Origin of the sequence: Denitrobacterium detoxificans (assembly GCF_001643775.1) — a bacterium.
Classification (GTDB): Bacteria; Actinomycetota; Coriobacteriia; order Coriobacteriales; family Eggerthellaceae; genus Denitrobacterium; species Denitrobacterium detoxificans.
This window is the reverse complement of sequence record NZ_CP011402.1, coordinates 1175225-1196069: the sequence shown is the minus strand read 5'-3', so window position 1 is coordinate 1196069 and position 20845 is coordinate 1175225. Positions and strand designations below refer to the sequence as shown.

Here is a 20845-nt window from a genome sequence, read left to right as displayed (position 1 = left end):
CTAGTTCCTTTCCTCTTTGATTTGCAGTGCTTCCATGTCCTCGAAGAGCTTGGTGCCCGTGCCATTTCCGCCGATGGCGTGGTAGGCCTCGTATGTCTGTCGGGCGTATTCAAGCGCCTCTAGCGTGATGTAGCCCTTCTGCTCCACCCACTCGCGGTGCATCCGCACGAGTTCGTTTCTCAGGAGCGCGCGCAGCGCCATGCGCTCCGCCTCGCGCTTCTCCGCCTCCTTCTCCGCCCGTTCCTCGCGCCTACGCTCCTCTTCCTCTGCCCGTTCCTCGCGCCTGCGCTCCTCTTCCTCCATCCTCTTGGTGATGGAAGCGATCCAGCCACCGCAGAGCGTCACCGCCGTAGGGGCGATGGCTATGGCTATCTTCTGCAGGTACTCGCCCTCCATCGGGTTGCCCCCGATGGACACGAGCAGCGTCATGGTCGCGCCGAACACGGCGAGCGCGGCGACCGCGGTCTTAGTTCCCCGGCTCACCATCCACCTCCGCGACGATGGATTCGTACTGCTCCTGGGTGAGCTTGCCAGCCTTCACCAGGCGCTCGAGGTCGGCCTTCGACCACCGCCCCGCCTGGTACCACTTGCGCGCCGTTGCCACAACGTCCATGGCTAGTCACCCCCCAGCGCCGTGTCGGTCATGATTGCCGTGTACTCCACCTGCGACTGGATGGCAGCCAGGTCGGCGGCCATGCGCTCCTCGACCGTCATCTCCGCGCGCTTCGCCTTCGCGAGCAGCGCGTCGAAGTCAGCCAGAACCTCATCCATGGTGAGCACGGTCTGCATGCCCAGCTCGTAGACGTTGGCCGTCCATCCGTCATCCGTCTGCTGGATGTCGTCGAGCAGGTAGACCGTCATGCCAGCGCGCTGCGCCTTCGGCGGCTCGCTGGCGTACGTTCTCGTTTGCATTTGGTTCCTTTCTTACGATGCTAGGTACACTGCGCCCGACGTGAGCACGACGATGCAGGGCTTTAATGGCAGCGACGATTCCGCCGGCAGCGACGAGTACTTGAAGATGGGGAGGTCGGTCTCGCCGCAGACTTCCTGCGTTCCATCCCATTTGGTGGCGTGGCAGTTGGAACGGGCGCTGCCGCTCGTCCCATTGCCGATAATGTCGGCGTAAACACCATTGGTGTCTTCTATGTTGTATTTCCCCTGCACGTGCTGGTAGCTAGATGCCGCTTTCGTGTTCCAGCCCTCGGCATGGGCGCCATTGGCAGTTGCGTCTGTGCTATTCCCCTCGGCATGCGCGTATGCCCCCGTCGCTTCCGTGGACATGCCCTCGGAATGGCTGCCCGCGCCGCTTGCCTTCGTGACCCCGCCCTCGGCATGGGCGCAATCTGCGGTAGCGTCGCAAGCGATACCCTCGGCATGCGAGAATTTTCCGCTGGCGCGCGTCCCTCCCCCTTCTGCGTGAGAGCCCTTCCCGCTTGCCTTCCCGCCATCGCTGCCCATGTCGAAGGTCCCGCTTCTTTCGGTGAAGCCACCCTCGGCATGGGCTCCATCGGCAGTTGCCTCCGAGTAATATCCCTCGGCGCTGGAATACATTCCAGTCGCCACCGTATGGTATCCCGTCGCCACTGAGAAGTCGCCAGACGCCGTGCTATCAAGTCCGAAGATGAGGAAGTTCGAAACGTTTGTCGCATATTCGAACGTGAGTACTATCTGACTTGACGCCTCGATGGCACTATCCTCGATGGCTACCTGATATGCGCCGCTGAATATGTCGCTCATGCTGAATCCGGTGAAATACCTACCCGATGACAGCTCGACGCCATCCACCTCGACGGTAAGAGGGCTTACGCGATCGTTCTCGTCAAAGTGGAGAATCGCACCGTCTGGATAATCCAAATCGAACAAGACGTAGGTGCTCGCCGTGCCAGTGTCGGGATCCAGCCGGGCGACCGTGCCCGCCGAATCGTTAGGCGCGTACGTATTCGTCCCCGTCACCCATGAGTCGCTGTTCGTATTCCCGACAAACATGGACCGATCGCCCAGCTCGTTTACCAACGTCATAGCTTGTCGGCTTATGTTGACAACGCTTCCTCCTGGCGCGCCTATTTGAGCGCCGCCTGCGGTAAAGCTGGCGACGATGTGGTTGTCGAGGTCATCCGAATCGGGCGCGCACTCGCCGTCGAAAAACAACGTGCCGCTTGCCGTGTCGCTTCGGAAGATGCGCTCCACGCCGTCTACCGCATGCGTCAGCATCTCGCCAGTGGACTTGAGCAGCTTGCGCCAGCCCGTGGGCTGCTGCGCGTACTCGTCCTGCGTCTGCTCCGTGACGCTCGCGCCGTCCGAATCCTGCCAAAAGTGCTGGTTCGTGGCGCTTGCCAGGGCGCTGGCCTCGGAGGCTGCCGCGTTCGCGGCGCTAGCCTGCCTTGCCGCAGCGCTCGCGGCACGGCGCGCGGCGCTCGCATCGCTTCCCGCGGCCTTGGCCGTGCCCTGGGCCACGTCGGCGGTGGACTGCGCAACGAGGGCCGTAGAGTCATCAGTCGCGGGGCTGGTTGCGTTGCCGGTAACCGTAGCGCGGTGGTCCGCGATGCGCACGGTCACCACGTCGCCCACGGAGCACGCCATGTCCGTCGCGCACGGCGTGGGCGTCGTCGACCCGTCGACCTGGCACCACGTGGTGCCATCTGCGTCCACGCGGGTGACGACGGCTGAGAACGTGCCGGCGCCCGTGGCGGCCTGGCCGCCAGAGCCGAGCATGCCGCGAAGCTCCGTCACGCTAAGCATATGTGGTCATCTCCCTCGTCGCCGTCTCCTGGACCGTCGCGCCGCATCCCGTGCTCACCTGCTGCGCCACGACGCGCCATGAGCCCTCGTGGCCCGGCAGCGTCACGCGGCTGCCCACGCGCACGCCATCGACCCATTCCCGCTCGTATTCGGCCGTCTCGGCGGCCGTCGACATCTCCTTCAAGCTGCGCTCGGCGAACGCCTGCAGCGTCTCGTCGGCCAGGCGCGTGCCCGAGGCGCTTGCCTCGATGCGACGGCCGCGCGAGACCGTGGACGTGGGGCTCGCCGGGTCGTCGTTGACGGCCTCGGCGGTCGTCGTGCCGTCGGTCGCGATGACCACGTTCGGCACGCCCGCGAGGTCCCAGCTGGTCGAGATGCCACCGCCGATGATGGAGCGCTCTGGGATGGGCGTCGCGGACGTTGGGCGCGGCCTCACGGTCGCGTTGCCCAGCCCATCCGTCACGATCTCCCAAGCATCCCCGCAGAGCGCCCAGGCCATGGACAGGTAGCTCTCGCCGGCGCTCACCATGTTCTCGGCCAGCTCGCCGCCCTCACCGCTCGACACGCTCACGGGGGCGTCGAGCGCGGCGGCCAGCAGCTCGCCCGCGACCGTGGGGCCATGCGAGCCAGCTGGCGCGTACCAGCCAGCCGCAAGCAGCCGCTCGGCCGCCGGCTGCAATACCGAGTACAGCTCCACGCGGGCCGTCTCGGTCGGCTCGCCGTCGGCCATGTTGGCCTGCGCCAGGTACGTGCCGATGCCCACGCGCACGACCTCGCCGTCCTGCTCCGCATCCATCCAGGCGCGCACGTAGCCATCGCCGCCGAGCGAGCGGTCGAGCGTGGCATCGGCGGAGTCGATGGCGGGGGCATCGCCGTCGACGGATGCGGCGGCGGATAGGCCCGACAGCCCCGCCACCTGCCCAGCATCGGCCCACGTGACGTGGTCGACGGACATCAGGCGGAATGCGGAGGCATAGCCTGCGGCCCAGTCCATCAGACCACCTCCTCGCTTTCGGCGGTAAGCGTCCAGGTGCCGTCGTCGTCCACCTCCGAGATGGAGAGGTCGACCGGCACCGCCATCTTGTCAAAAGAGGTGGACATGGATACGTCCACCTGCGCGGGGAACGCCACGCAGCCCCGTGCGCGAACGAAGCAGATTCCGTCGTGGCGCGCCAGCTCGGAGAGCGCGGCGAGCGTCGCCGCATCGCTGCGCACCACGTCGACCGAGACAGTGTAATCGCGGTCGAACCCGCGCAGCCAGAATCCCGTGCGCGAGCCGTCCATGTGCTCGCGTCGCTCGAAGCCCTTCTCCCAATTGCTGCGCAGCTCCACGTTGTATGGCAGCTCGACGGAGCCCGTGGCCCAGTCGATGGTGACCTGCGCGCCTGGAAGCTCGTAGGCCACATCGGACCACGCATGATCACCGTCTGCCGTGACGGCCTCGACGACGTAAGCGCAGGCATCGCCATAGGGCGGCACCCGGTCAACGTAGGGAAGGCCCCATTCGGCATCCTCGCGGCACAGCGCCGCGCCGTCTGCCGTGGAGCGCCAGATCCTGCACGTCTCGCCCTCCGCGTGCGACGCGCTCGCGGGCGTGATGACCGCCTGCCCGTCGACTATCTCGACGGTGGCGGTCGGGGCAACCGCGGGGCTGGCCCACATGGCCGCGAATCCAAGCGTAACGGGCTCGCTCTCGAGTCCCGTGGAGGTGTCGACGCAGACGACCTCCACGTCGTAGCCGCCGCCCATGATGGGCTGGCAGGGAACGACGCCAGAGCCGCCCATCTCGATGTGGGCGATGGCATCCCCCTGGGCGTGCGTCGTGGAGCCTCCTGGCTCGACCTGGCGCGCCTGATGCGCGCAGGTGACGCTCACGCGCCAGAGGTCGCCCGTGCCGCCCAGGTCGAGTGACAGGGGCATTGCGGAGAGGATGGCGCCGCCATGGGCGCTGGGCGCGTGCTCGTATTCGATTGCCACGACGGCCCCATCGGCGGGGGCCGAGGCGAGCGTGACGACCTGGTCGGACAGAGTCCAGGTGGCAGCCGCGCCATCGACCGTTACGGAGGTCACGGAGATGACCGGGCAGGCGAGCTCGAAGGACGCGGCCTCTCCGTCCCCCTCGAATTCCTGCGTGGTGCTTGCCGTGGTCACGATTGCGCCAGCCAGGGCCGCCGTGCACGTGGGCGGGGCGGCGATTGACGTGACGCGCGCATCCGACCATTCGGACCAGCCTCCGCCGGTGCTCACGCGCACCCGCGCGGAGACGGTGGCGCCAGCCTGCGCCTCGGTGGTCTGCAGGACGTATGCGCCCTGCGCGCCGGAAATCGGATAGACGTCATCGCCCACCATGAGCTCGGCGGCCGTCTGGGCCGAATCGCCAGAGTCGACGAACGTCCAGGCGTAGGCGATGCCAGCGCCAGCCTTGACCGAGCCAGGCGCGGTGAGCACGGGTTGGCTGGGCGTGGACTGCGGCACGACGGTCACCTCCGCCTCTGGCCCGTAGCCATCCTGCGAGTCTACGGTCACGTACCTGCGCAGGCGAATGTGGTACAGGGTTCCCTCGGTCAGGCCGTCGACGGAGACTATGCCCGACTTGCCGGAGCCGTCCGCCGCCTTGTGCTGTGATGGCTCCGTGGTGGAGATCCAGCCGCCCGATGCGTCGGTCCATTCGATTGAGGTGCCGATGTCGGTCACCTCGACGTTGCCCAGGTCATCGGTGCCCCAGTGGTAGGCGATGGTGACGCCCGTGCCGTCTGCGTTGAGGGTCACGGAGTCGATGGTCACGGCGCTGAGGCTCGCGCCGATGACCTGCGCCTGGGACTCGCTGGAAACGCGGCCGCTCGTGGCCTCGTCGCTTCGCAGCTCGTCGCCGTAGTCCACGACCTCGCCGCTGGCGAGCGTCTTGCCCACCGTGCGGTTCTGCACGTGGACGCGGTAGGTGAGCGTCGGATTGAACTCAATTGGCGTGCCGTCGGGCGCGCAGATGGTCTCCGCCGTCTCCGACGTGGGCGACCATTTCATCCAATCGACCACCACGTCGGTGCCAGCCATGACGCGCAGCCACGTCTCGACTGACATCTCGCTGTTGACCTCTACTTCTGCGGCGATGGTGTTCGTGGCGTCCTGGTACTCCGCCGTCACCGACGGGGCCGACGGCTTGCCCACGAGCACGGCGCGCACCGCGTACGCCTGGGCGCTGTTCGCCTCGAAGTCGTGCCAGACGCGCACGCGATACCATGCAGCCTCGTCCTCGGACAGGCCCTGGAGCCTGTCCGCATCGGCGTCGATGCAGGCGCGCAGGCTATCGGTGGAGACGTCCTCGTCGTAGACCTCCGACCAGCTGCCCGCGGGATTGAGCACGGGCGCGACCTGCCGCTCCACGGTCACGTGGTCGACGGGGTGCCACCAGTCCGAGTTCGGGGTCACCGCGAGGGTGACCTTGCTGCCGTCCCTCACGGTGGCGGCGAGCGTCGGCTGGTTCGGCCGCGCGAAGACGTGCTCGGCTCCGTATGCGATGGCGCTCTCGCCAGCAGGCCCCTCGTTGCGCGCCACGACGCGCACGGCGTACGGCGTCTCGGGCGCGGGGTCCGCGGCGGTGTGCGCCCAGGTCCTGCTGGATTCCGAGTCGCTGGGCTCGAACTGCTGCGTCCAGCCCGTCGTGGCCCAGTCGGGAACGTCCGCCCAGCGCTCGCCGTGCTGGGCGACCTGCGCCCAGTACCGGCAATGGGTCCAGTAGTTGTTGTTCTTCTGGCGCACGGTCTTGGGGTCCGAGTCAATCTCCCACGTCTGCGTTCTGTTCGAATCGCTCTGGGTGAGCGCGATGACGGGAGCCGCAGGCGTCTCCGCTCGCCACCAGGCCACCGAGTGTCCCACGGCGTCCAGGCCGAGCTGCATGTTGACCGACGGGCAGACCCAATTGGTGTGCGGCCAGAACTTGCTCCCGTCGATGACCGTGTTTGGCAGGGCGTCCGAGCCTACGCTGCCAGACGTCGACGCTGGCGCCTTCTGGGCCTTCTTCGGACTCCAGATGATGACCGTGTCGCGCCCGTCTCGGATGTTGTGGCCGTTCGTGTGGTACTGCCAAACGGTCTTGGGATTGCCGGAATAGGACGCCTTCCAGCTGCACTTGAAGTTCGGCCCGAGGATGCGGGTCAGGACGTGCTCGTAGTAGCCCATGCTACCTTCCCTCGCTTCGCTTGATTCGGTTAGCCGCGCGCATGGCGCTGCGCACGTAGGTCTCTGGGTCGACGTTGCCGCTGACGGTCACGTTCATGGTCACGTTGGTGTCGCCGCCGGACGGCATCTGCATCTCGCTCGCCACTGCCCTGGCAAATGGGCGCACGTAGCGCGTGTTCGACAGCGGCACGATGCCGCCAGCGTGCGGCTCGACCCATTCGTCGCCAGCCTCTCCCGCGATGTGCGTGATGGGGCCAGTGCGCCCAACCACGGTCGGTCGGTGCGCGATGTAGCCGCCCGCGGCATGGTAGGCCACGCCGCGCATCATGCCGCCAGCGGCATTGCCCGTGATGGCCTTGACCGTGTAGTTCCAGACCTTGCCGGTCAGGCCCTGCAGGGCGTTGCGGACGTTCGTGATGGGGCTGGTGTCGGCAGAGCCGGTGATGCGGTAGCTGCCGTCGGGGATGGAGTCGATCTTGCCCGACAGGTTGCTCACCGAAGACGATTCCGCGGACACGGTGCCGTTGTTGCTCACGCGGTAGATCTTGTCGTTGACTCTCACGTTGTTGTTGAGTCCTGCGATTTGGCCGCGCTCGTCGTAGATGGTGCCGTCGGAGGTGACGTAGTAGTGCTTGCCCTCGATTTCCACGGCGCCCAGCTCTGCGAGCTGGCCCTGCTGGTCGTAGACGGAGCCATTGTCCGAGACCCAGTAGGTCTTGTCGCCGATCTGCACGGCGTTCAGGCCCTCGATCTGCTGCTTCGACAGGTCGACCTCCACGCCCATCTCGCGCAGTGCCCCGATGGTCGCGTCAGGCCCCTCGGACAGCGTGTCGAACACCGTCTTGAGCTGATTCGCGTCGAGGTCGCCCAGGGAGTCCATGGAGACCCCGAACGTGGACATGGCCTCGGAGAGCTTGTTGAACTGCTCCTCGTTCATGACGCTTTCCAGGTCTGGAAGGTTCGCCTTGAAGACGGCCCACGCGCTCGCGCCCTCCTGGGCTGCCGCCTGGTTATCGGCAATCAGGCCCGTGGTGCGCTCGATCTGCCTGTTCGTCTCGTCGAGCGCGGCGTTGGCGCTGTCCAGATTCCGCTGCGCGCCGTCGACCACGTCCTGCTGGGTCCTGACGGCGGCGGCCCAGGCTTCGTCGGAGTCGTAGGTGGTGTTCGTGACCTCGGTGAGCTTCGCACGAGCAGCGGTCAGCTCGTCAGTCTTCTGCTTGACGGCATCCTGCTGGGCAATCTGCTGGTTGTACAGGTCGGATAGCGTTCCCTCGTACGCCTGCGCCCTGATGAGCGCCTGCTGCTTCTGGATGTAGAGGTCGACCTTGCCCGCGGCGTCCTCGTACGCGTCGCCGACGTGCTCCACGACGTTGTAGTGCTCGTCGAGCTCGTAGCTCGTGCCGCATGTCTGGTTCACGTGGTCGATGGCGTTGTTCAGCTCCGCCACCTCGGTCTCGGTGAGGTCGCTCCTGCCGCCCAGCTCGTCGATGGTCTTGCCGTACGAGTCGAGCAGCGCCACCTCGCCCTGGGCGCTCGTGTAGCGCTCGTTCGCCGCCGAGGTCAGGCGCTCCATGCCAGCGGAGAGGCTGTCGAGGAAGCCGATGGTCCCCTCGAAGGATGACGAGCTTGTATCGGCGGCATCGCCCACCTGCCCAATGGCATCGGCTGCGCCATTGGCGCTCGAGATGCCGTTCGCCAGGGTCGAGTTCATGTTCCCCAGCGCCTTGTCGAATCGGTCGCTCGAGGCGGCCGCCTGGGCGATGGGCACGGCGAACGCCGCGATTGCGCCAGCCAGAATGGTGGCACCGCCAGCGGCGAGTCCGAACTGGCCAGCCGATAGGCCGACCTTGCCCGCTAGCTTGGCGATGCCGCTCGTGCCCTCGGCGCTTGCCGCGTTCAGCTTCGACAACCACGTCGCCGCATTGCCTATGGAGGAGACCGCGTTTCCGATGCCTGTCGTCACGCGGCCCAGCGCGGACAGCAGCGGGCCGAATGCGGCCACGAGGGCCACGGTGCGGATGATTGCCTGCTGCTGCTCCTCGTCCATCTCGCTGAACGCCTGCGCCCCATCGGCGATGGCCTGGAACAGCGGCTCGGCCGCATCCACGGCGTCTAGCAGCGCATCGGCGAGTGGGCCGCCGAACTTCTCGGCGACGGCCGCGACCTTGTTCTTCAGGATTTCGAACTTGGCGGCAAGCGACTCGTTCCTGTTCGCGACCTCCTTGGATAGGGCGGTGTTCTCGCTCCAGCCCTTGTTCGCGTGGTCGATCGCGCTCTTCACCAGGTCGGTGTTGCCGGCCATGCGCTTGAGCACGTCGGAGGCGCGCACGCCGTTGACGTCGATCTCCTCGAGCGCCTTGGCCATGTTCTCGCCGTTGGCGATGCCCTCGAGCATGCTCTCGAACGCCGCCGTGGCGTTCTCGCCCCATGCCTGCTGGAATTCCTCCGCGCTCATCCCCGCCATCTTCGCGTAGGCGTCGAGCGATTCGCCGCCCGTCGCCACCACCTTGTCGATCTCTGAGATGGTCTGCGAAAATGCGGTGCCGCCAGCCTCGGCTTCGACGCCCAAAGATGACATCGCCGCCGACCAGCCGAGGATTTCGGCCTGTGTCATTCCCGCCTGCGTGCCAGCCGCGGCCGTGCGCTGCGCCATGGCGGAGATCTTCGATTCGGTCGTGGCCATGTTGTTGCCCAGCTCGACGATGGCGCTCGCGTAGTTGCTCGACTCCTCGTGGGCCATTTTGGTGATATTCGCGAACTGGGCCATCTCGGTGGCCGCCGTCTCTGCGTCCATGTCGGTCGAAATTTGGAGCGAACTTGCGACGCGCGAGAACTCGCCTAGCTCGTCTATGCCGTATCCGAGCTGCGCGCCCAGGGCCTCAAGGTCCATGATGGTCGCGGCTGATACGGGATTCGTCTGCGAGAACTCAATGGCGGCCTGCTTGAGCTGCTCGTACTGTTCCTCGGTGCCGTCGACCGTCTTCTTGACGCCCGTGAGCGCGGTGTCCATGTCCACGGCCGTCTTGACGGCGGCGGCACCCGCAGCCACCAGGCCGAGGGACACGGTGCGCGTCCAGGTGTCCCCGAATGAGGACACCTTGGAGCCTACGCCAGAAATCTTCTCGCCAAGCTCCGTCCACTTCGCGCCGAACTGGCCCAGGGCCGAATGGGCGGCCGTGACCTCCACCAGCTTCGCCCGGTACTGCTCGATGCGGCTCTCGCACTGGGCGATTTCCATTTCCAGGCGGTCCCAGGCCGCGGGGTTCACGTCCCTGCTGCCCAGGTCGTCCTGGGCCTGGCGCAGCACGGCCAGGCGGGTGCGCGCGTTGTCGATCTGCGTCGAATAGGTGCGCATGGCCTGCGCGAGCAGCGTGGTGCTCTTCGGGCTGAACTTGAGGGCGCGATTCAGGGACGTGAGGTTGCGCTGCGTCGCGCGGGACTCCTTGTCGATGGCCGACAGCGCGGCCGTGAGCCCCGTGGTGTCGCCCTCGAACTTTACGAACAGGCCCTTGTACTCGCTGGCCATCGCCTCTCCTATTCGATTAGCCCAGGAAGGCATCGATGTCAGCCTGGGTTGCCTTTCGCTTCTCTGGCTCCTCGCGCTGCGATTCGCCCATGATGTCGGTCATGGCTATGAAGTCGGCCATGTCCAGCTGGCGCAGGTCAGCGAGCGACATCCCCATCCGCAGCGCCAGATAGACGTTGCGCAATGGATTCCAGCCATCGTCCGATGGCTCGTCTGGCTCGCTCGGCTCCGCTGGCCTGTCGCTGACGAAAAAAGGCGGCGTAGAATGCCTGGTCCATCACCGCCACGGCAGTGACGTCCCCCAGGTCGAATTCCTCGAACGCCCCGAGCCACTTCCCGAATTCGGGCGTGGCCTCGTCGGCCGCCTTGGCCATTGCCCAGACGACCTGCAGCCAGACGGCCAGGATGGGGCCGTCGTCGGTGTTCGCTGCGCGCAGGTCGGCCCATAGGTCGCTCTCGAACTCGCGCCAGTACGCCCATACGGCGAGAGGGCCGCCTGCGACGGCGACCCTCTTCCCGTAGATCTCTATCTCGCGGACCATCTAGGCCCTCTTCGCGCGGCGCGCTGGCACGCGCTTGGGCAGGTCCGCATCGGGGTAGCCAGCCGCCTTGCACGCGGCGACCACCTCCTTGAAGCGCGCCTCGGTCATCTCGGCCGTCTCGTTCTCGAAAAGGCGGCCCTCCTTGAGGCCACGGAACGCGCGCGTGAACTTGACCTTCATGGTGCCTCCTTAGCCCTGGGCGGTCTCCGTCCACACGGGCGTGTAGACCGCGTTGAAGAAGTCGTTGTATGCGGTGGGGTGCTCGGGGTCGAGCTGCAGGCTCAGCTTGGAGACCTTGCGGCCGTCCATGACGATGGGCGTGTAGGTCAGCTCGATCTGCGATGTCGAGGGCGTGGTGGTGTCCTCGGTCGTGGCCGCGCTGCCGCCGGGGATGCTCGGCACGCAGTAGTAGAAGACGTTGTGGCGCGCCTTGGCATCGCCGTCGACGTCGAACGCGATGGCAAGCGGGTTCGGCTGCTTGTCGGCCACCTCCACGATGGCGCCGTTCACGTCGCGCTCGTAGAATCCCGTGTCGATGAGGAACTGCTCGGAGAGCAGCGCCTGCTCGATGGTGATGGTGCCGCCGTTGTTCGTGTAGGTCACGTAGTACGAGCCGTTGTCGGCATGGAACACCTCCTGGCCGCCCGATGGCTCCCATTCGATGTTGGTCGTGCCGGGGTCGGCGACGTAGTTGCCGAAGGTGTAGGCACCACCGGACTCGGTGACCTTGGCGTGGTGCATGTTGCTCACGCCGAATTCAACTTTGTTGGCCATGCTTATGGCTCCTCTCTTGTCTAGTCCAGCAGGGTGCTGAACTCGTAATCGGTTCGAATTAGCTTCTCGTCAGCAAGCGGCATCTCCATGCACGTGGGCACGAGGCCAGCCGCCAGCAGGGCGTCCTCGAGCGCGCGCTGCTGCGCCGGCTGCTTGCCAGCCGTCCACAGCTCAGCGGTGAAGGAGCGGATGCGCTGGTAGATGGTCTGGTCGGCGCGCAGGTCGCTGCTCGCCGACTCGTAGACGACGATGCGGGGCAGCGACTCCTCGTCGGAGGGCACGCCGTAGCTGACGGGATAGCCCGTCGATTCCAGGATCGAGATGACATCCTCGTTCGTCATGTGCCCAGCTCGCTCTCTATTGTCGCGACGCCTACCTCGTAGGCTGATTCGATGTGGGGATGGGCGGGCGCGGGATGCGGTCCGCCGTGGCCCTTTTCGAGCAGATGAGGCAGGCCAGGCTTCTTCGCCTGGTACACGCTGGCCTCGATGTGATCGAAGGTCACCTTGCTCGAACGGCGCCACCCAGCCGCGTAATCACCCGAATCGGACGGCGAGGTCTGAACGAGCTGCTGCTTCGTCACGTCCGCGCCCTTGCGCACGGCGGCGACGACCTTCTCCTGCTCCTCGTTAACGAACGACCGCGCCAGGTTGACCAGCTCTTCGGAGAAGCCGTCTGGCGTCGTCATCGGTCTCCCCCCTCGCGCGTGGCCACGACGTCCACCCACTCGCCCGCGCCCTTGGCGGACGCGACCGTGTAGGGGATGCCATCGCGCACGATTCGCGCATGCCCGGCGCCGTAGTCGCAGGCGCGCAAGCGCACGGTGATGGAGGGCTTGCGAACGTCGGCCCCCGCCCCCGTGGAGCGCTGCTGCGATGGCGAGCACTTGCGGCAGTGGGCGGTGACTGCCGTCACCCACGTGGCCGATGGGTTGCCGTTGGCGTCGTGCCCCGCCGCCCTGTCCTGCAGGTCGACGGTGCCGTCGGTTGCCAGCTCGGAGAGCAGCGCATAGGCCTCTCGGCCGTCTGCCGTGCGCTCGAGCCATGGGACCTCGTAGAGGGTCCCGCCGACCAGCACGCAGCAACCCGCGTCGAAGCCAGGGCACTGCCTGGTGCGCACCTTGCGCGTGAGCTCGAAGCCCTGGGCGCTGGCCAGCTCCACGTCGGACTCTCGCAGCATCACGGAGCCGAACGCGAGCGCGGCCACCTCGGATAGCCCCTCGGTTCCCGAGAAGTCGACTCCGGGCACGAGGCGCGCATCGGTCGATGCATACACCTCGGCCACGCCGTCGTTGTACCTGCCGAACTGCGGCTTAGGGAGCATCGAAACCGCCCCCTTCAAGGAACGCGTCGACGGCAATCCTGTTCTGGATCGTGTACACGTCCATCAGGTAGCTCTGCCAGAACGCATCCTCGGCGTGGTTCCACGCGTAGTAGCAGTAGCTGATGAGCAGCGCATGCGCCTCGGGGTCGGCGGCTATCGCATCGGATGCCGTCGAGCCCTCGGGGATGGGCAGGCCCAGGCGCGTGGCGATGATGTCGGGCGCCTGGGCGAGGATGTCTGCGATTCGCGCGTCGGTGGCCGCATCGTCCCACGTGATGTTCAGCTTACGCTTCAGCTCATCGGTGTAGTCGTGGGCCATGGCGCGTCACCTAGCCCTCGGCGGGGGTTTCGGCGGGGGTTTCGGCGGCGGCTTCGGCGGCCGTGGTGGTCACGCTGCCCTGCACGGGGAATGCCAGCGGGGCGAGGTTCGTGAGGTCGAGCAGAATGGCCGACGTGTTGTCGACGGCGCGGCCGTTCGCATAGGTGACCAGCTTGAACGCGCGCTGGTCCTCGATGAACTTGACCTCGTCGCTGGAATCGATGCCGCGGTCGCCGCCCACGAACAGGCCGTACTCGTCCAGACGGGCAAGGATGCCCTCGTTGTCGGCCAGGGCCTCGGTCTCGATGGGCTTGGTGGCGACGGGAAACGCGTCGCTGTACTCACCCGAGGAGGTCAGCATGCGGATGGCGGGCATGACCTTGGTGAGGTAGGTGTTCGCGTTCGTGAGCAAGCAGAGGTTGCCGGAGCCGCGCTTGCGCTTGCCCTGCTCGTTGACGGCGATGGAGGCGACCAGCGGGCCATAGCTCGCGGGCAGGAAGTCGGTGACGGGGACGGCCGTCTTGTCCGGATAACCAGTGGAGGTGTCGATGGACACGCCCTCGTGGATGTCCTTGCGCAGGCCGATGGGCTCGTTGTTGATGCCCGTGCCGGCGACGATGCCGTATTCCATGCCGTCGCCCCATGCCTCGAAGAGGCAGGTGCGCACGTAGCCGTCGAGGAACACGGGGCCGAGGTCGAGCATGCCGCGGCTGACCACCGCGAAGGCGGAGAGCTTGGATTGCTTGACGCTCACGACCTTGAATGCGGAGGTGATCTCCTTGGTGATGGCGTCCGTGATCTCGCCCCAAGCGAAGCGCTGGGCGGTGTGGTCGTTGAGCACCCATTCGGTCAGGTACTTGGTATAGACGGGCTTGACGGCCGCCAGCAGCGGGCGCTCCTGCTCGAGGTCGCGCATGACGTCCTCGAAGATGGTCGTCGGCATGGCGTCGTCGGGGATGCTGTCGAAGGCCTGCTTCGGGTTGGAGGACTTCAGGGCCTCGATGACCTTCTGGTAGTAGGCCGTCTCCTCGCCAGTCAGCTGGCGGAATCCGCGGTCGGCGAGCGCGCGGGTGTCGTTGCTGGCCTGCGCTGCCTCGAACTGCGCGGCGACGTCGGCGGCGACTGCCTCCATGAAGCCGGCGAAGGCGGCCTCCTGGGCCTTCTCATCGCCATCGCGCACGGCCTGCACGATGGCGGCTGCGGCGTTCTTGGCCTGGTTGAGCTTGATCATTTCGTTTCCTTTCGGTTGTGATTGGTGCGGCTATCGGGCGATGAGCTCGAAGAACGCCGCGATGGGCATGGCGCGCTGCTCGGGCTGCGCGTCGTCGGGGTCGCCGTCCTGGGCGGCCGCATCGGGGTCGGCGGCGGGCTCGGGGTCCACGGGAGACGGGTCCGACTGCTGGGACGGCTCCACGGGAGCTGGCTCCGTGCGCTGGCTGGTGCCGATGGCGAGGGCGAGGGCGTTCATCGCCTCGACGGCCCTGTCGACCGTGACGCTCAGCGGCGCGTCGGCCTGGCCAGGCTGCCCCGGGCACGCCATGACGGAGCGCATGAGCGCCATTCGCGCGCTCTGCGCGGGTGCCGCCGTCTCGCCAATCGGCTCGACCTCGGTGCAGAATCCCATCTCGGCGCATTCCTCGGCGGTAAGCCAGGTCTCGGCGTTCATGAGCTCATCCAGGCGCTCCTCCTCGACGTCGCCGGTGGCGCGGTAGATGCGCTTGGACATCTCCGTGATGGTCTCGAGGTCCGCGGCCGCCTTCTTGAGCGCCTCGGAGTCGCCCGTGGCGCTGGTCCACGCGTTGTGGATGAGCAGCAGGGACGCCTCGTTCATCACGCGCTCGTCGCCGGCCATGAAGACCACCGATGCGATGGAGCACGCGAAGCCATCCACGACCGTGCGCACCTTCGCGGGATGCGCCTTGAGGGCGTTGTAGATTGCAAGGCCCTCGGAGACCTCGCCGCCGTAGCTGTTGATGTGCACGTCGATGAGGCTCACCGTTTCGGGCAGGGTGGCCAGGGACTTGGCGAGCGTGTAGCTCGACACGTCGGATTCCAGCCATTCCCAGGAGGTGATGTCGCCGTAGATGTCGATGTGCGCGACGTCTCCGTCGACCGCCATCTGGTAGTAGCGATTCATTCGTCTATTCACCTCCCCCCGCGTACACTTCCCCCGCGGGGGCGTAGTTACGGGTCATCCAATAGGCCCCGCTCCATTCCTCGCCAGCTGGGTCTAGACCCAGCAGCTCGGCAACGCCGTCGGGCGTGAGGAGGCCAGAGGACACGATCTTGCTGGCCGAATCGGCCGCATCGAATAGGTCCGTGTACTTGAGGTGGGTCGAGTCGATGACGACGCGGTCGCCAGCGCTCCACCCGTCATAGTCGAACGTCTTGCGCTGCAGTTCGGCCTGAGTGACGTCGATGACGGGGTCGACCGCGAAGCTCATGAAGCTGCGGAAGACCTCCGCGAAGTTGTTAACGTTGCCGTAGAGCATCGAGGTCGGCATCTTCGCCGCGGCTGCGACCGCCTCGAAGCAATCCTTGCGCAGGTTGACGAGGTTAGACGAGGTGGTTACCGTCGCCGACGTGCCAACCTCGGACAGCTCGGTGCCCGCGTACTCTGGCAGCACGGCGGAGTCGGCCTCTAGGAACGACTTGAGCGATTCGTTCACGTACTTCGAGAACTCCTGCTGCGCCTTCGTGTCGCCTGGGCGGATGGCCGGCGACTTAAGCTTGTACTTTCGGCCGCAGCGCTTCGCGAAGTCGCCCATGGCGGCCTCGAGCGCGCGGTCGTACCAGCCGTTCATTCCATCGACGATGCCGTGAAGGTCGCTCGGCATGCGGAAGCGGAACACGTCGGAGGCGCGATACGAGCGCCTGATCTGCTCGCCACCGACGGTGACGTGCTCGTACACGTCCTCGCCGAGGTGGTTCCGCTTCGACGGCGCGGCGCTGTCGGCAAGGTAGAGGCTCCCGCGATAGGGGACGACCAGCGCGCCCTCCTTCTCGTGGAGCATGCGGTCGACCATGCGCCCCATGAGCTCGGGTCCGCTCTCGTTCGCGTTCGGCGAGAGGTTCCATGAGTAGGCGTCGCGGGAATCCTCCACGAGCCTTCCGCGCTCGTAGAATCGGATGGGGCACTTGGCCACCATCGAGCTGATGTAGCCGGTGGCGATTCGGAACGCCGCCTCGGTCATGGCGGCCTTGGCGAAGTCCTTGGCAACTACCTCGGACGCGCTCGTGGCGTCGAGCCTGTTGCCCAGCCAGTCGTACAGGCGCTGGGTGATTCCAGCCATGCTTCCTCCTTAGGAGATGATGAGCGGTTCGGCGTATACGGCCTCCGCGTATTCGGGCACGCGGTCGGCGATGGTGAACGCCGCGACCATTGCCATGAAGCCGTCGTTCTTGCGCGAGCGGCGGTCGATCTTGCCGTACTTGTAGTTCCCGTTCGGCGCGGGGACGAGCATCGTGTTGTTAGCCATCCAACGGAGGCACGGGTCATCGCCCCAGGCGATGCGGTGCGTCGCGAGGGCCGCGTCGATGACGGGCTGCGCGCGCATGATGTCGGACGGGCGCACCAGGCGCACCGTGCGCTCGGGCGGGTCGGCGCTGAATCCGATCAGCTCCAGCTCTCGCTTCACGAGCGCGTACCGGTAGTCGTCGAGAGCGACCGCCTCGACGAGGCTGTCGATGTTGAGGTCGGCAATCCAGTCGGCCACGACGCGCGCGTCGACCTCGGCGGCGTCCACGACGTCGACCGTGGCCCACTGCGCGATGGGCGCCTTGATGAGCGGGATGTCGCGCGACTGCGCGCAAATCCAGCTGTGGTGCCTCGCGTAGAACTGGTCGCCCACGCGCCACAGCGCGCAGACGGAGACCATGTCCGTGGTCTTCGCGAAGTCGATGCCGACCACGCACGGCACCCCGCGGAGGTCGGGCACCTCCGCGAGGCATGCCGTGAGGTCTTCCCACGACGCCACGGGCAGCTCCGTCCTCGCCTCGGGCAGGTTGAACCGCTTCGTCGGGGTAGCCGTATGCTTCTCGGGGTGTCGCCGCCATTCGGCGACCTCGCGCCTGTACTCATCGAAGAGCTGCGGGCGCATGAGCAGGCGTGGGTTCGCCTTCGGCCATACGGCCTCGTCCTCTATCTCGGCGCGGCTGTCGAGCTTGCAGATAAAGGGCAGCAGGCCGTTGTCGGGCTCGCCATCACACAGGATGGCCTGCGCCAGCTCCTTCTTCTCGTCAAGCACGCCGTCGCGGATGTCGCCGTCGGTGGTGCAGAACAGGCGGCGCGGGTCGTCCTTCTTGCCCAGGCCGCCGGTGAACACCTCCATGGAGGCGCTGTCGCGGTAGGCGTGGATCTCGTCGAACATGACGCAGCCCGAGCGCATGCCGTCCTTGCTTCCGCTGTTGCCCGACCAATACTTGAACCTCGCGCGGGTCTCGCGGTTGTAAATCTCGAGCTTGTTCCAGGTGAACGCCGATTCCCAGTAGTCTGGCTCGGACTCGAGCATGTTCCACATGTCGTCGAATGACAACTTCGCCTGCTCCTCGGTGGTCGCGCAAACGTCCACGTCGTACTGCCTGATGCCGTTGGCGGGAGACAGCAGGCAGAACGCCCAGAACGTCATCAGCGCGGTCTTGCCGAACCCTCGCCCGACGTAGCACAGCAGGTCTGGCCAGCGGGGCAGGCCGTTCTCGCCATAGCAACAGAGCCACAGGGCCGTCAGGAAGTCCTCCTCGGGGCCGAATGGGAACGGAAAGAAGTCCTTATAGCCCATGAAACGGGCCAGCTTTTCCGCATCCACGGTCACGTTCTCGGTCTCGAAGACGCGCCGCAAATAGCCCATCAGGAGGGCGTGCTCCTGGCACGCGGGAACCTCCCCGGTCTCTACCAGGCGCGCCCATTCGTCGATCTCGGGGACGCCCGAAATGGCGGTCCATTCCACATCACAGCACCGCCTTCGGCTTCGCCTCGGGCGGCTTCGGAACCACGATCTTGCACCGCGCGGTGCAGTTCATGCCGAACGCCGTGGCAATGGCGTGCGCCTGCTTGAACGCGCGGTCCTGGGCGCGCTGCAGCTCCATCGCCTTGCCGACATCGCCGCATTCCAGCGCGTCCTTCATTCGCGTGGTGAACTGCTCGTACGCCCATTGGGCATCGACGAAGCGCGCCAGCTCGTCCGCGTCGATTGCGGCCCACACGCCGATGGCGGCGAGCTCGCGGGCGATGCGGCGGAAGCGCTTGCGCAGCTCCCTGTCGACCATGTAGTCGGGCGGGTCTATCTTGACGTTCTTCGGGTGGACCTCGGCGGCCCTCCGCTTCTCGATTTCCGCCTTCGTAAGGTGGGTCTGGCCGCGCGCGACGATGACGTCGACGGGGATGGGCTTGCGCCCCGAATTCGGCAGCGCCGGCATTGGCATCGCCTCCTCGCGACTAAACGAAAATGGCCCCTGGCCGAAAAAGGGAGGCTTCCTCCCTTCCGCACAAGGGGCGTCGGTTTGTGGGCGTTTCGGATTTTTCGGGGTTTACCCCCTGGGGGTGTATCCCCAGGTCAAACGCTTGAAAATTTCAGCGCTCGAATTTTCCCAGCGAAAATCGAGCGCCGTGAGGGCCGAAAACGGCCAATTTATGCATAAATCGGAGGATGGAGACTCGATTTATGCATGAGCTGGCCTTTTCACCATCTTTCCTCGGTCACGGGCTCGCGCCCGTCCCTGGTGCACCCCGCGGCACGACCGTGCCTCTTCTCATGGCACTCGTTGCACAATGCGATGAGCTGCGCGTGTCGCTTGCCGTCTGTGTCGTACCAGAATCGTGACAGTGCGAAGCCTGGATAGTCCTCGACCGGAAGGACGTGGTGCACGACCATCGTCACGTCTTCGTCGAGCACGGTGGACAACTCGCCGCGCTTGCGGCAGTCATGGCATTCCCCATGGCTCTCGCGCAGGATCTCCTCGCGCAGGCGCCGCCATGGCGCGCGCATGTAAAACAGTCGGTCGTCGCCGCGCTCGCGCCGCTCCCTCGCAAGCCTGTCGGCAAGCGCCAGGTCGTAGTCGCGCGTCAGGTCGGGCGTCGGGCTAGGCCTGCCCATCGTCTTCCTGGTTGGTGCCGCAGATGGCATGCATCAGCTCGCGCACCTCGGGGTCGGGAATCATGTCGATGATCTCCTTGTTTACCTTGGGGACGAGGAGGGCCGTGTCGGAGAATCCGCTTCCATCGGCGGGAGTTCCGTCGAGGTTGCAAATGCCCAGCGCGGTGAGGGTAATGGTCGCAAAGGAGGAGAATTCTTCGTCTGTCATCGAGGAGACTCTGAGTGCGGTGTACTCGATGAATGAGCGTCGGGACATTCTCATCTACGGCCCTCCTTGCCTGTGCGTGCGTCCCATGTGGCATGGGAACCTGAGATACAGGATACGAGGTGACCCGCATGAGGATGCATAAGATTAAGTCACATTAGGTCACATTGCATAAGGTCTTTGGGCAAGAGAAGAGGCCCGGCGTGGGCTTCTTGCTACTGGAGCCTACTGGAACCTACTCCGTATTTGCTCCGTACTTGCTCCGTACATACGAGAGCGTGTAGTGCTGCGTGGGGTCCTTGGGCAAAGAGAAGGGGCCGCCACATGGCGACCCCTCGGTTATCCTAGATTCTGTGCTCCCAGTCGAGCGGCACGAATGGCGCGACGTGCATCATGGCCACGGCCTTCTTGTTCGCGATGTACCCGGGCGAATACCCAAGCGCGCTAGCCGTCTCCCCGTTGCTCTTGCCTGCGAGGTAGTACATGCGCAGCACGGCGGCATCGCCATCGGCGGCATCACCCGCGCGCTCCATCTCGTCGATGGCATCGAGGGCCATTTGGTGCAGCTCGCCCACGCGCGATATTGCTGCGGCGCATCTCTTCTCCACGGCCATGAGCCGCTCCGCGCTCTGCGCAACCGGGTCGGAATGCCCGCCCGGTGCGGCCCCCATGGCGTCATAGCGGACGGCTCGGATCATGTCGCGGGATGCATCGAGCTGAGCACGGGCCGCCTTGACTTCCGAAGACCCACGGCGGCAGCAACGGAACAATCTCTCCGCGTTCGGGTAGCGCGCGTAATCATCGCGCAGCTCGGCTAGCATTCGGCATCAGCCGCGAGCGCGACGAGAGCAGGCGGCACGTCGACCTCAATCAGGCAGCGGCGCCCGTCTATCTGGGCCTCGCGCCATGCCTTGCGCCGTCCCGCATTGCGGGCGTAATTCCAGTCCGTGGTGTGGCGGCAGCTACCGCCGTTGACGTAGCACTCTTGCCTACACTTTCCCTCTTCTCCCCAATCGCACGCAGATCCATTGCACAGGTAAAACCGATTCGTCCCAGGCATCGTTTCGTCCCCTTTCGATGCCCGCACGCACGCTGGCAGCGTTTTCACCATCATAATCAATGTAACGAACAGGTCAAACGCTTCCCCGC

24 protein-coding genes are annotated in these 20845 nt (G+C 65.8%); all 24 read right to left on the bottom strand.

What is annotated here, in order from left to right; all coding sequences use genetic code 11:
- The 24 genes from AAY81_RS05025 to AAY81_RS04920 all read right to left on the bottom strand — a co-directional run bounded on the left by AAY81_RS05025 (position 1) and on the right by AAY81_RS04920 (position 20756).
- A complete protein-coding gene (locus AAY81_RS05025; protein ID WP_066662140.1) occupies positions 1-483 on the bottom strand; it encodes a hypothetical protein in 483 nt (160 codons plus the stop codon).
- A complete protein-coding gene (locus tag AAY81_RS10155) occupies positions 467-613 on the bottom strand; it encodes an XkdX family protein (RefSeq protein WP_082867877.1) in 147 nt (48 codons plus the stop codon). Before AAY81_RS10155 ends, AAY81_RS05025 begins: the two co-directional genes overlap by 17 nt.
- Positions 614-615: 2 nt before the next feature.
- Positions 616-912, bottom strand: a complete 297-nt coding sequence (locus AAY81_RS05020) for a hypothetical protein (protein WP_066662137.1) — start codon at positions 910-912, stop codon at positions 616-618.
- A gap of 12 nt (positions 913-924) precedes the next feature.
- On the bottom strand, positions 925-2739 hold the full coding sequence (locus AAY81_RS05015; RefSeq protein ID WP_066662134.1) for a hypothetical protein: 1815 nt from the start codon (positions 2737-2739) through the stop codon (positions 925-927).
- Positions 2732-3733 carry a hypothetical protein gene (locus tag AAY81_RS05010; RefSeq protein ID WP_066660275.1) on the bottom strand — a complete coding sequence of 334 codons (1002 nt, stop codon included), beginning with the start codon at positions 3731-3733 and terminating at the stop codon, positions 2732-2734. Before AAY81_RS05010 ends, AAY81_RS05015 begins: the two co-directional genes overlap by 8 nt.
- A complete protein-coding gene (locus tag AAY81_RS05005; protein WP_066662131.1) occupies positions 3733-6915 on the bottom strand; it encodes a hypothetical protein in 3183 nt (1060 codons plus the stop codon). The genes AAY81_RS05010 and AAY81_RS05005 overlap by 1 nt, the downstream gene beginning before the upstream one ends.
- 1 nt (position 6916) lies before the next feature.
- Positions 6917-10441, bottom strand: a complete 3525-nt coding sequence (locus AAY81_RS05000) for a phage tail tape measure protein (protein ID WP_066660269.1) — start codon at positions 10439-10441, stop codon at positions 6917-6919.
- Between the two features lie 16 nt (positions 10442-10457).
- Entirely contained in the window at positions 10458-10592 is a 135-nt protein-coding gene (locus tag AAY81_RS10785; protein WP_276203455.1) for a hypothetical protein, read from the bottom strand.
- Positions 10579-10983 (bottom strand): hypothetical protein, encoded by a 405-nt coding sequence (locus tag AAY81_RS04995; protein ID WP_066660266.1) that lies wholly within the window; start codon positions 10981-10983, stop codon positions 10579-10581. Before AAY81_RS04995 ends, AAY81_RS10785 begins: the two co-directional genes overlap by 14 nt.
- Positions 10984-11163 (bottom strand): hypothetical protein, encoded by a 180-nt coding sequence (locus AAY81_RS04990; protein ID WP_066660263.1) that lies wholly within the window; start codon positions 11161-11163, stop codon positions 10984-10986.
- Between the two features lie 9 nt (positions 11164-11172).
- A complete protein-coding gene (locus AAY81_RS04985) occupies positions 11173-11757 on the bottom strand; it encodes a major tail protein (RefSeq protein WP_066660261.1) in 585 nt (194 codons plus the stop codon).
- Between the two features lie 20 nt (positions 11758-11777).
- Entirely contained in the window at positions 11778-12098 is a 321-nt protein-coding gene (locus AAY81_RS04980; protein ID WP_066660258.1) for a hypothetical protein, read from the bottom strand.
- Positions 12095-12445: an HK97 gp10 family phage protein gene (locus AAY81_RS04975; RefSeq protein WP_066660255.1), complete on the bottom strand. Its 351-nt coding sequence runs from the start codon at positions 12443-12445 to the stop codon at positions 12095-12097. The genes AAY81_RS04980 and AAY81_RS04975 overlap by 4 nt, the downstream gene beginning before the upstream one ends.
- The gene (locus AAY81_RS04970; RefSeq protein ID WP_066660252.1) at positions 12442-13080 is read right to left on the bottom strand and encodes a head-tail adaptor protein; all 639 of its coding nucleotides are present in this window, start codon (positions 13078-13080) and stop codon (positions 12442-12444) included. Before AAY81_RS04970 ends, AAY81_RS04975 begins: the two co-directional genes overlap by 4 nt.
- Complete coding sequence (locus AAY81_RS04965) at positions 13070-13399, bottom strand: hypothetical protein (RefSeq protein ID WP_066660249.1); 330 nt, start codon at positions 13397-13399, stop codon at positions 13070-13072. The genes AAY81_RS04970 and AAY81_RS04965 overlap by 11 nt, the downstream gene beginning before the upstream one ends.
- 10 nt (positions 13400-13409) lie before the next feature.
- Positions 13410-14630 carry a phage major capsid protein gene (locus AAY81_RS04960; protein ID WP_066660246.1) on the bottom strand — a complete coding sequence of 407 codons (1221 nt, stop codon included), beginning with the start codon at positions 14628-14630 and terminating at the stop codon, positions 13410-13412.
- A gap of 30 nt (positions 14631-14660) precedes the next feature.
- The gene (locus AAY81_RS04955) at positions 14661-15536 is read right to left on the bottom strand and encodes a head maturation protease, ClpP-related (protein ID WP_066660243.1); all 876 of its coding nucleotides are present in this window, start codon (positions 15534-15536) and stop codon (positions 14661-14663) included.
- Between the two features lie 4 nt (positions 15537-15540).
- Entirely contained in the window at positions 15541-16692 is a 1152-nt protein-coding gene (locus AAY81_RS04950) for a phage portal protein (protein WP_066660240.1), read from the bottom strand.
- Positions 16693-16701: 9 nt separating this feature from the next.
- Positions 16702-18345, bottom strand: a complete 1644-nt coding sequence (locus tag AAY81_RS04945) for a terminase TerL endonuclease subunit (RefSeq protein WP_082867774.1) — start codon at positions 18343-18345, stop codon at positions 16702-16704.
- Between the two features lies 1 nt (position 18346).
- On the bottom strand, positions 18347-18814 hold the full coding sequence (locus tag AAY81_RS04940; RefSeq protein ID WP_066660237.1) for a P27 family phage terminase small subunit: 468 nt from the start codon (positions 18812-18814) through the stop codon (positions 18347-18349).
- Positions 18815-19077: 263 nt separating this feature from the next.
- Positions 19078-19491: an HNH endonuclease gene (locus tag AAY81_RS04935; protein ID WP_066660233.1), complete on the bottom strand. Its 414-nt coding sequence runs from the start codon at positions 19489-19491 to the stop codon at positions 19078-19080.
- A complete protein-coding gene (locus AAY81_RS04930) occupies positions 19478-19699 on the bottom strand; it encodes a hypothetical protein (protein WP_066660225.1) in 222 nt (73 codons plus the stop codon). The genes AAY81_RS04935 and AAY81_RS04930 overlap by 14 nt, the downstream gene beginning before the upstream one ends.
- A 341-nt stretch (positions 19700-20040) precedes the next feature.
- Complete coding sequence (locus AAY81_RS04925; RefSeq protein WP_156501473.1) at positions 20041-20517, bottom strand: hypothetical protein; 477 nt, start codon at positions 20515-20517, stop codon at positions 20041-20043.
- Complete coding sequence (locus AAY81_RS04920) at positions 20511-20756, bottom strand: hypothetical protein (protein WP_066660223.1); 246 nt, start codon at positions 20754-20756, stop codon at positions 20511-20513. The genes AAY81_RS04925 and AAY81_RS04920 overlap by 7 nt, the downstream gene beginning before the upstream one ends.
- Between the last annotated feature and the right edge of the window lie 89 nt (positions 20757-20845).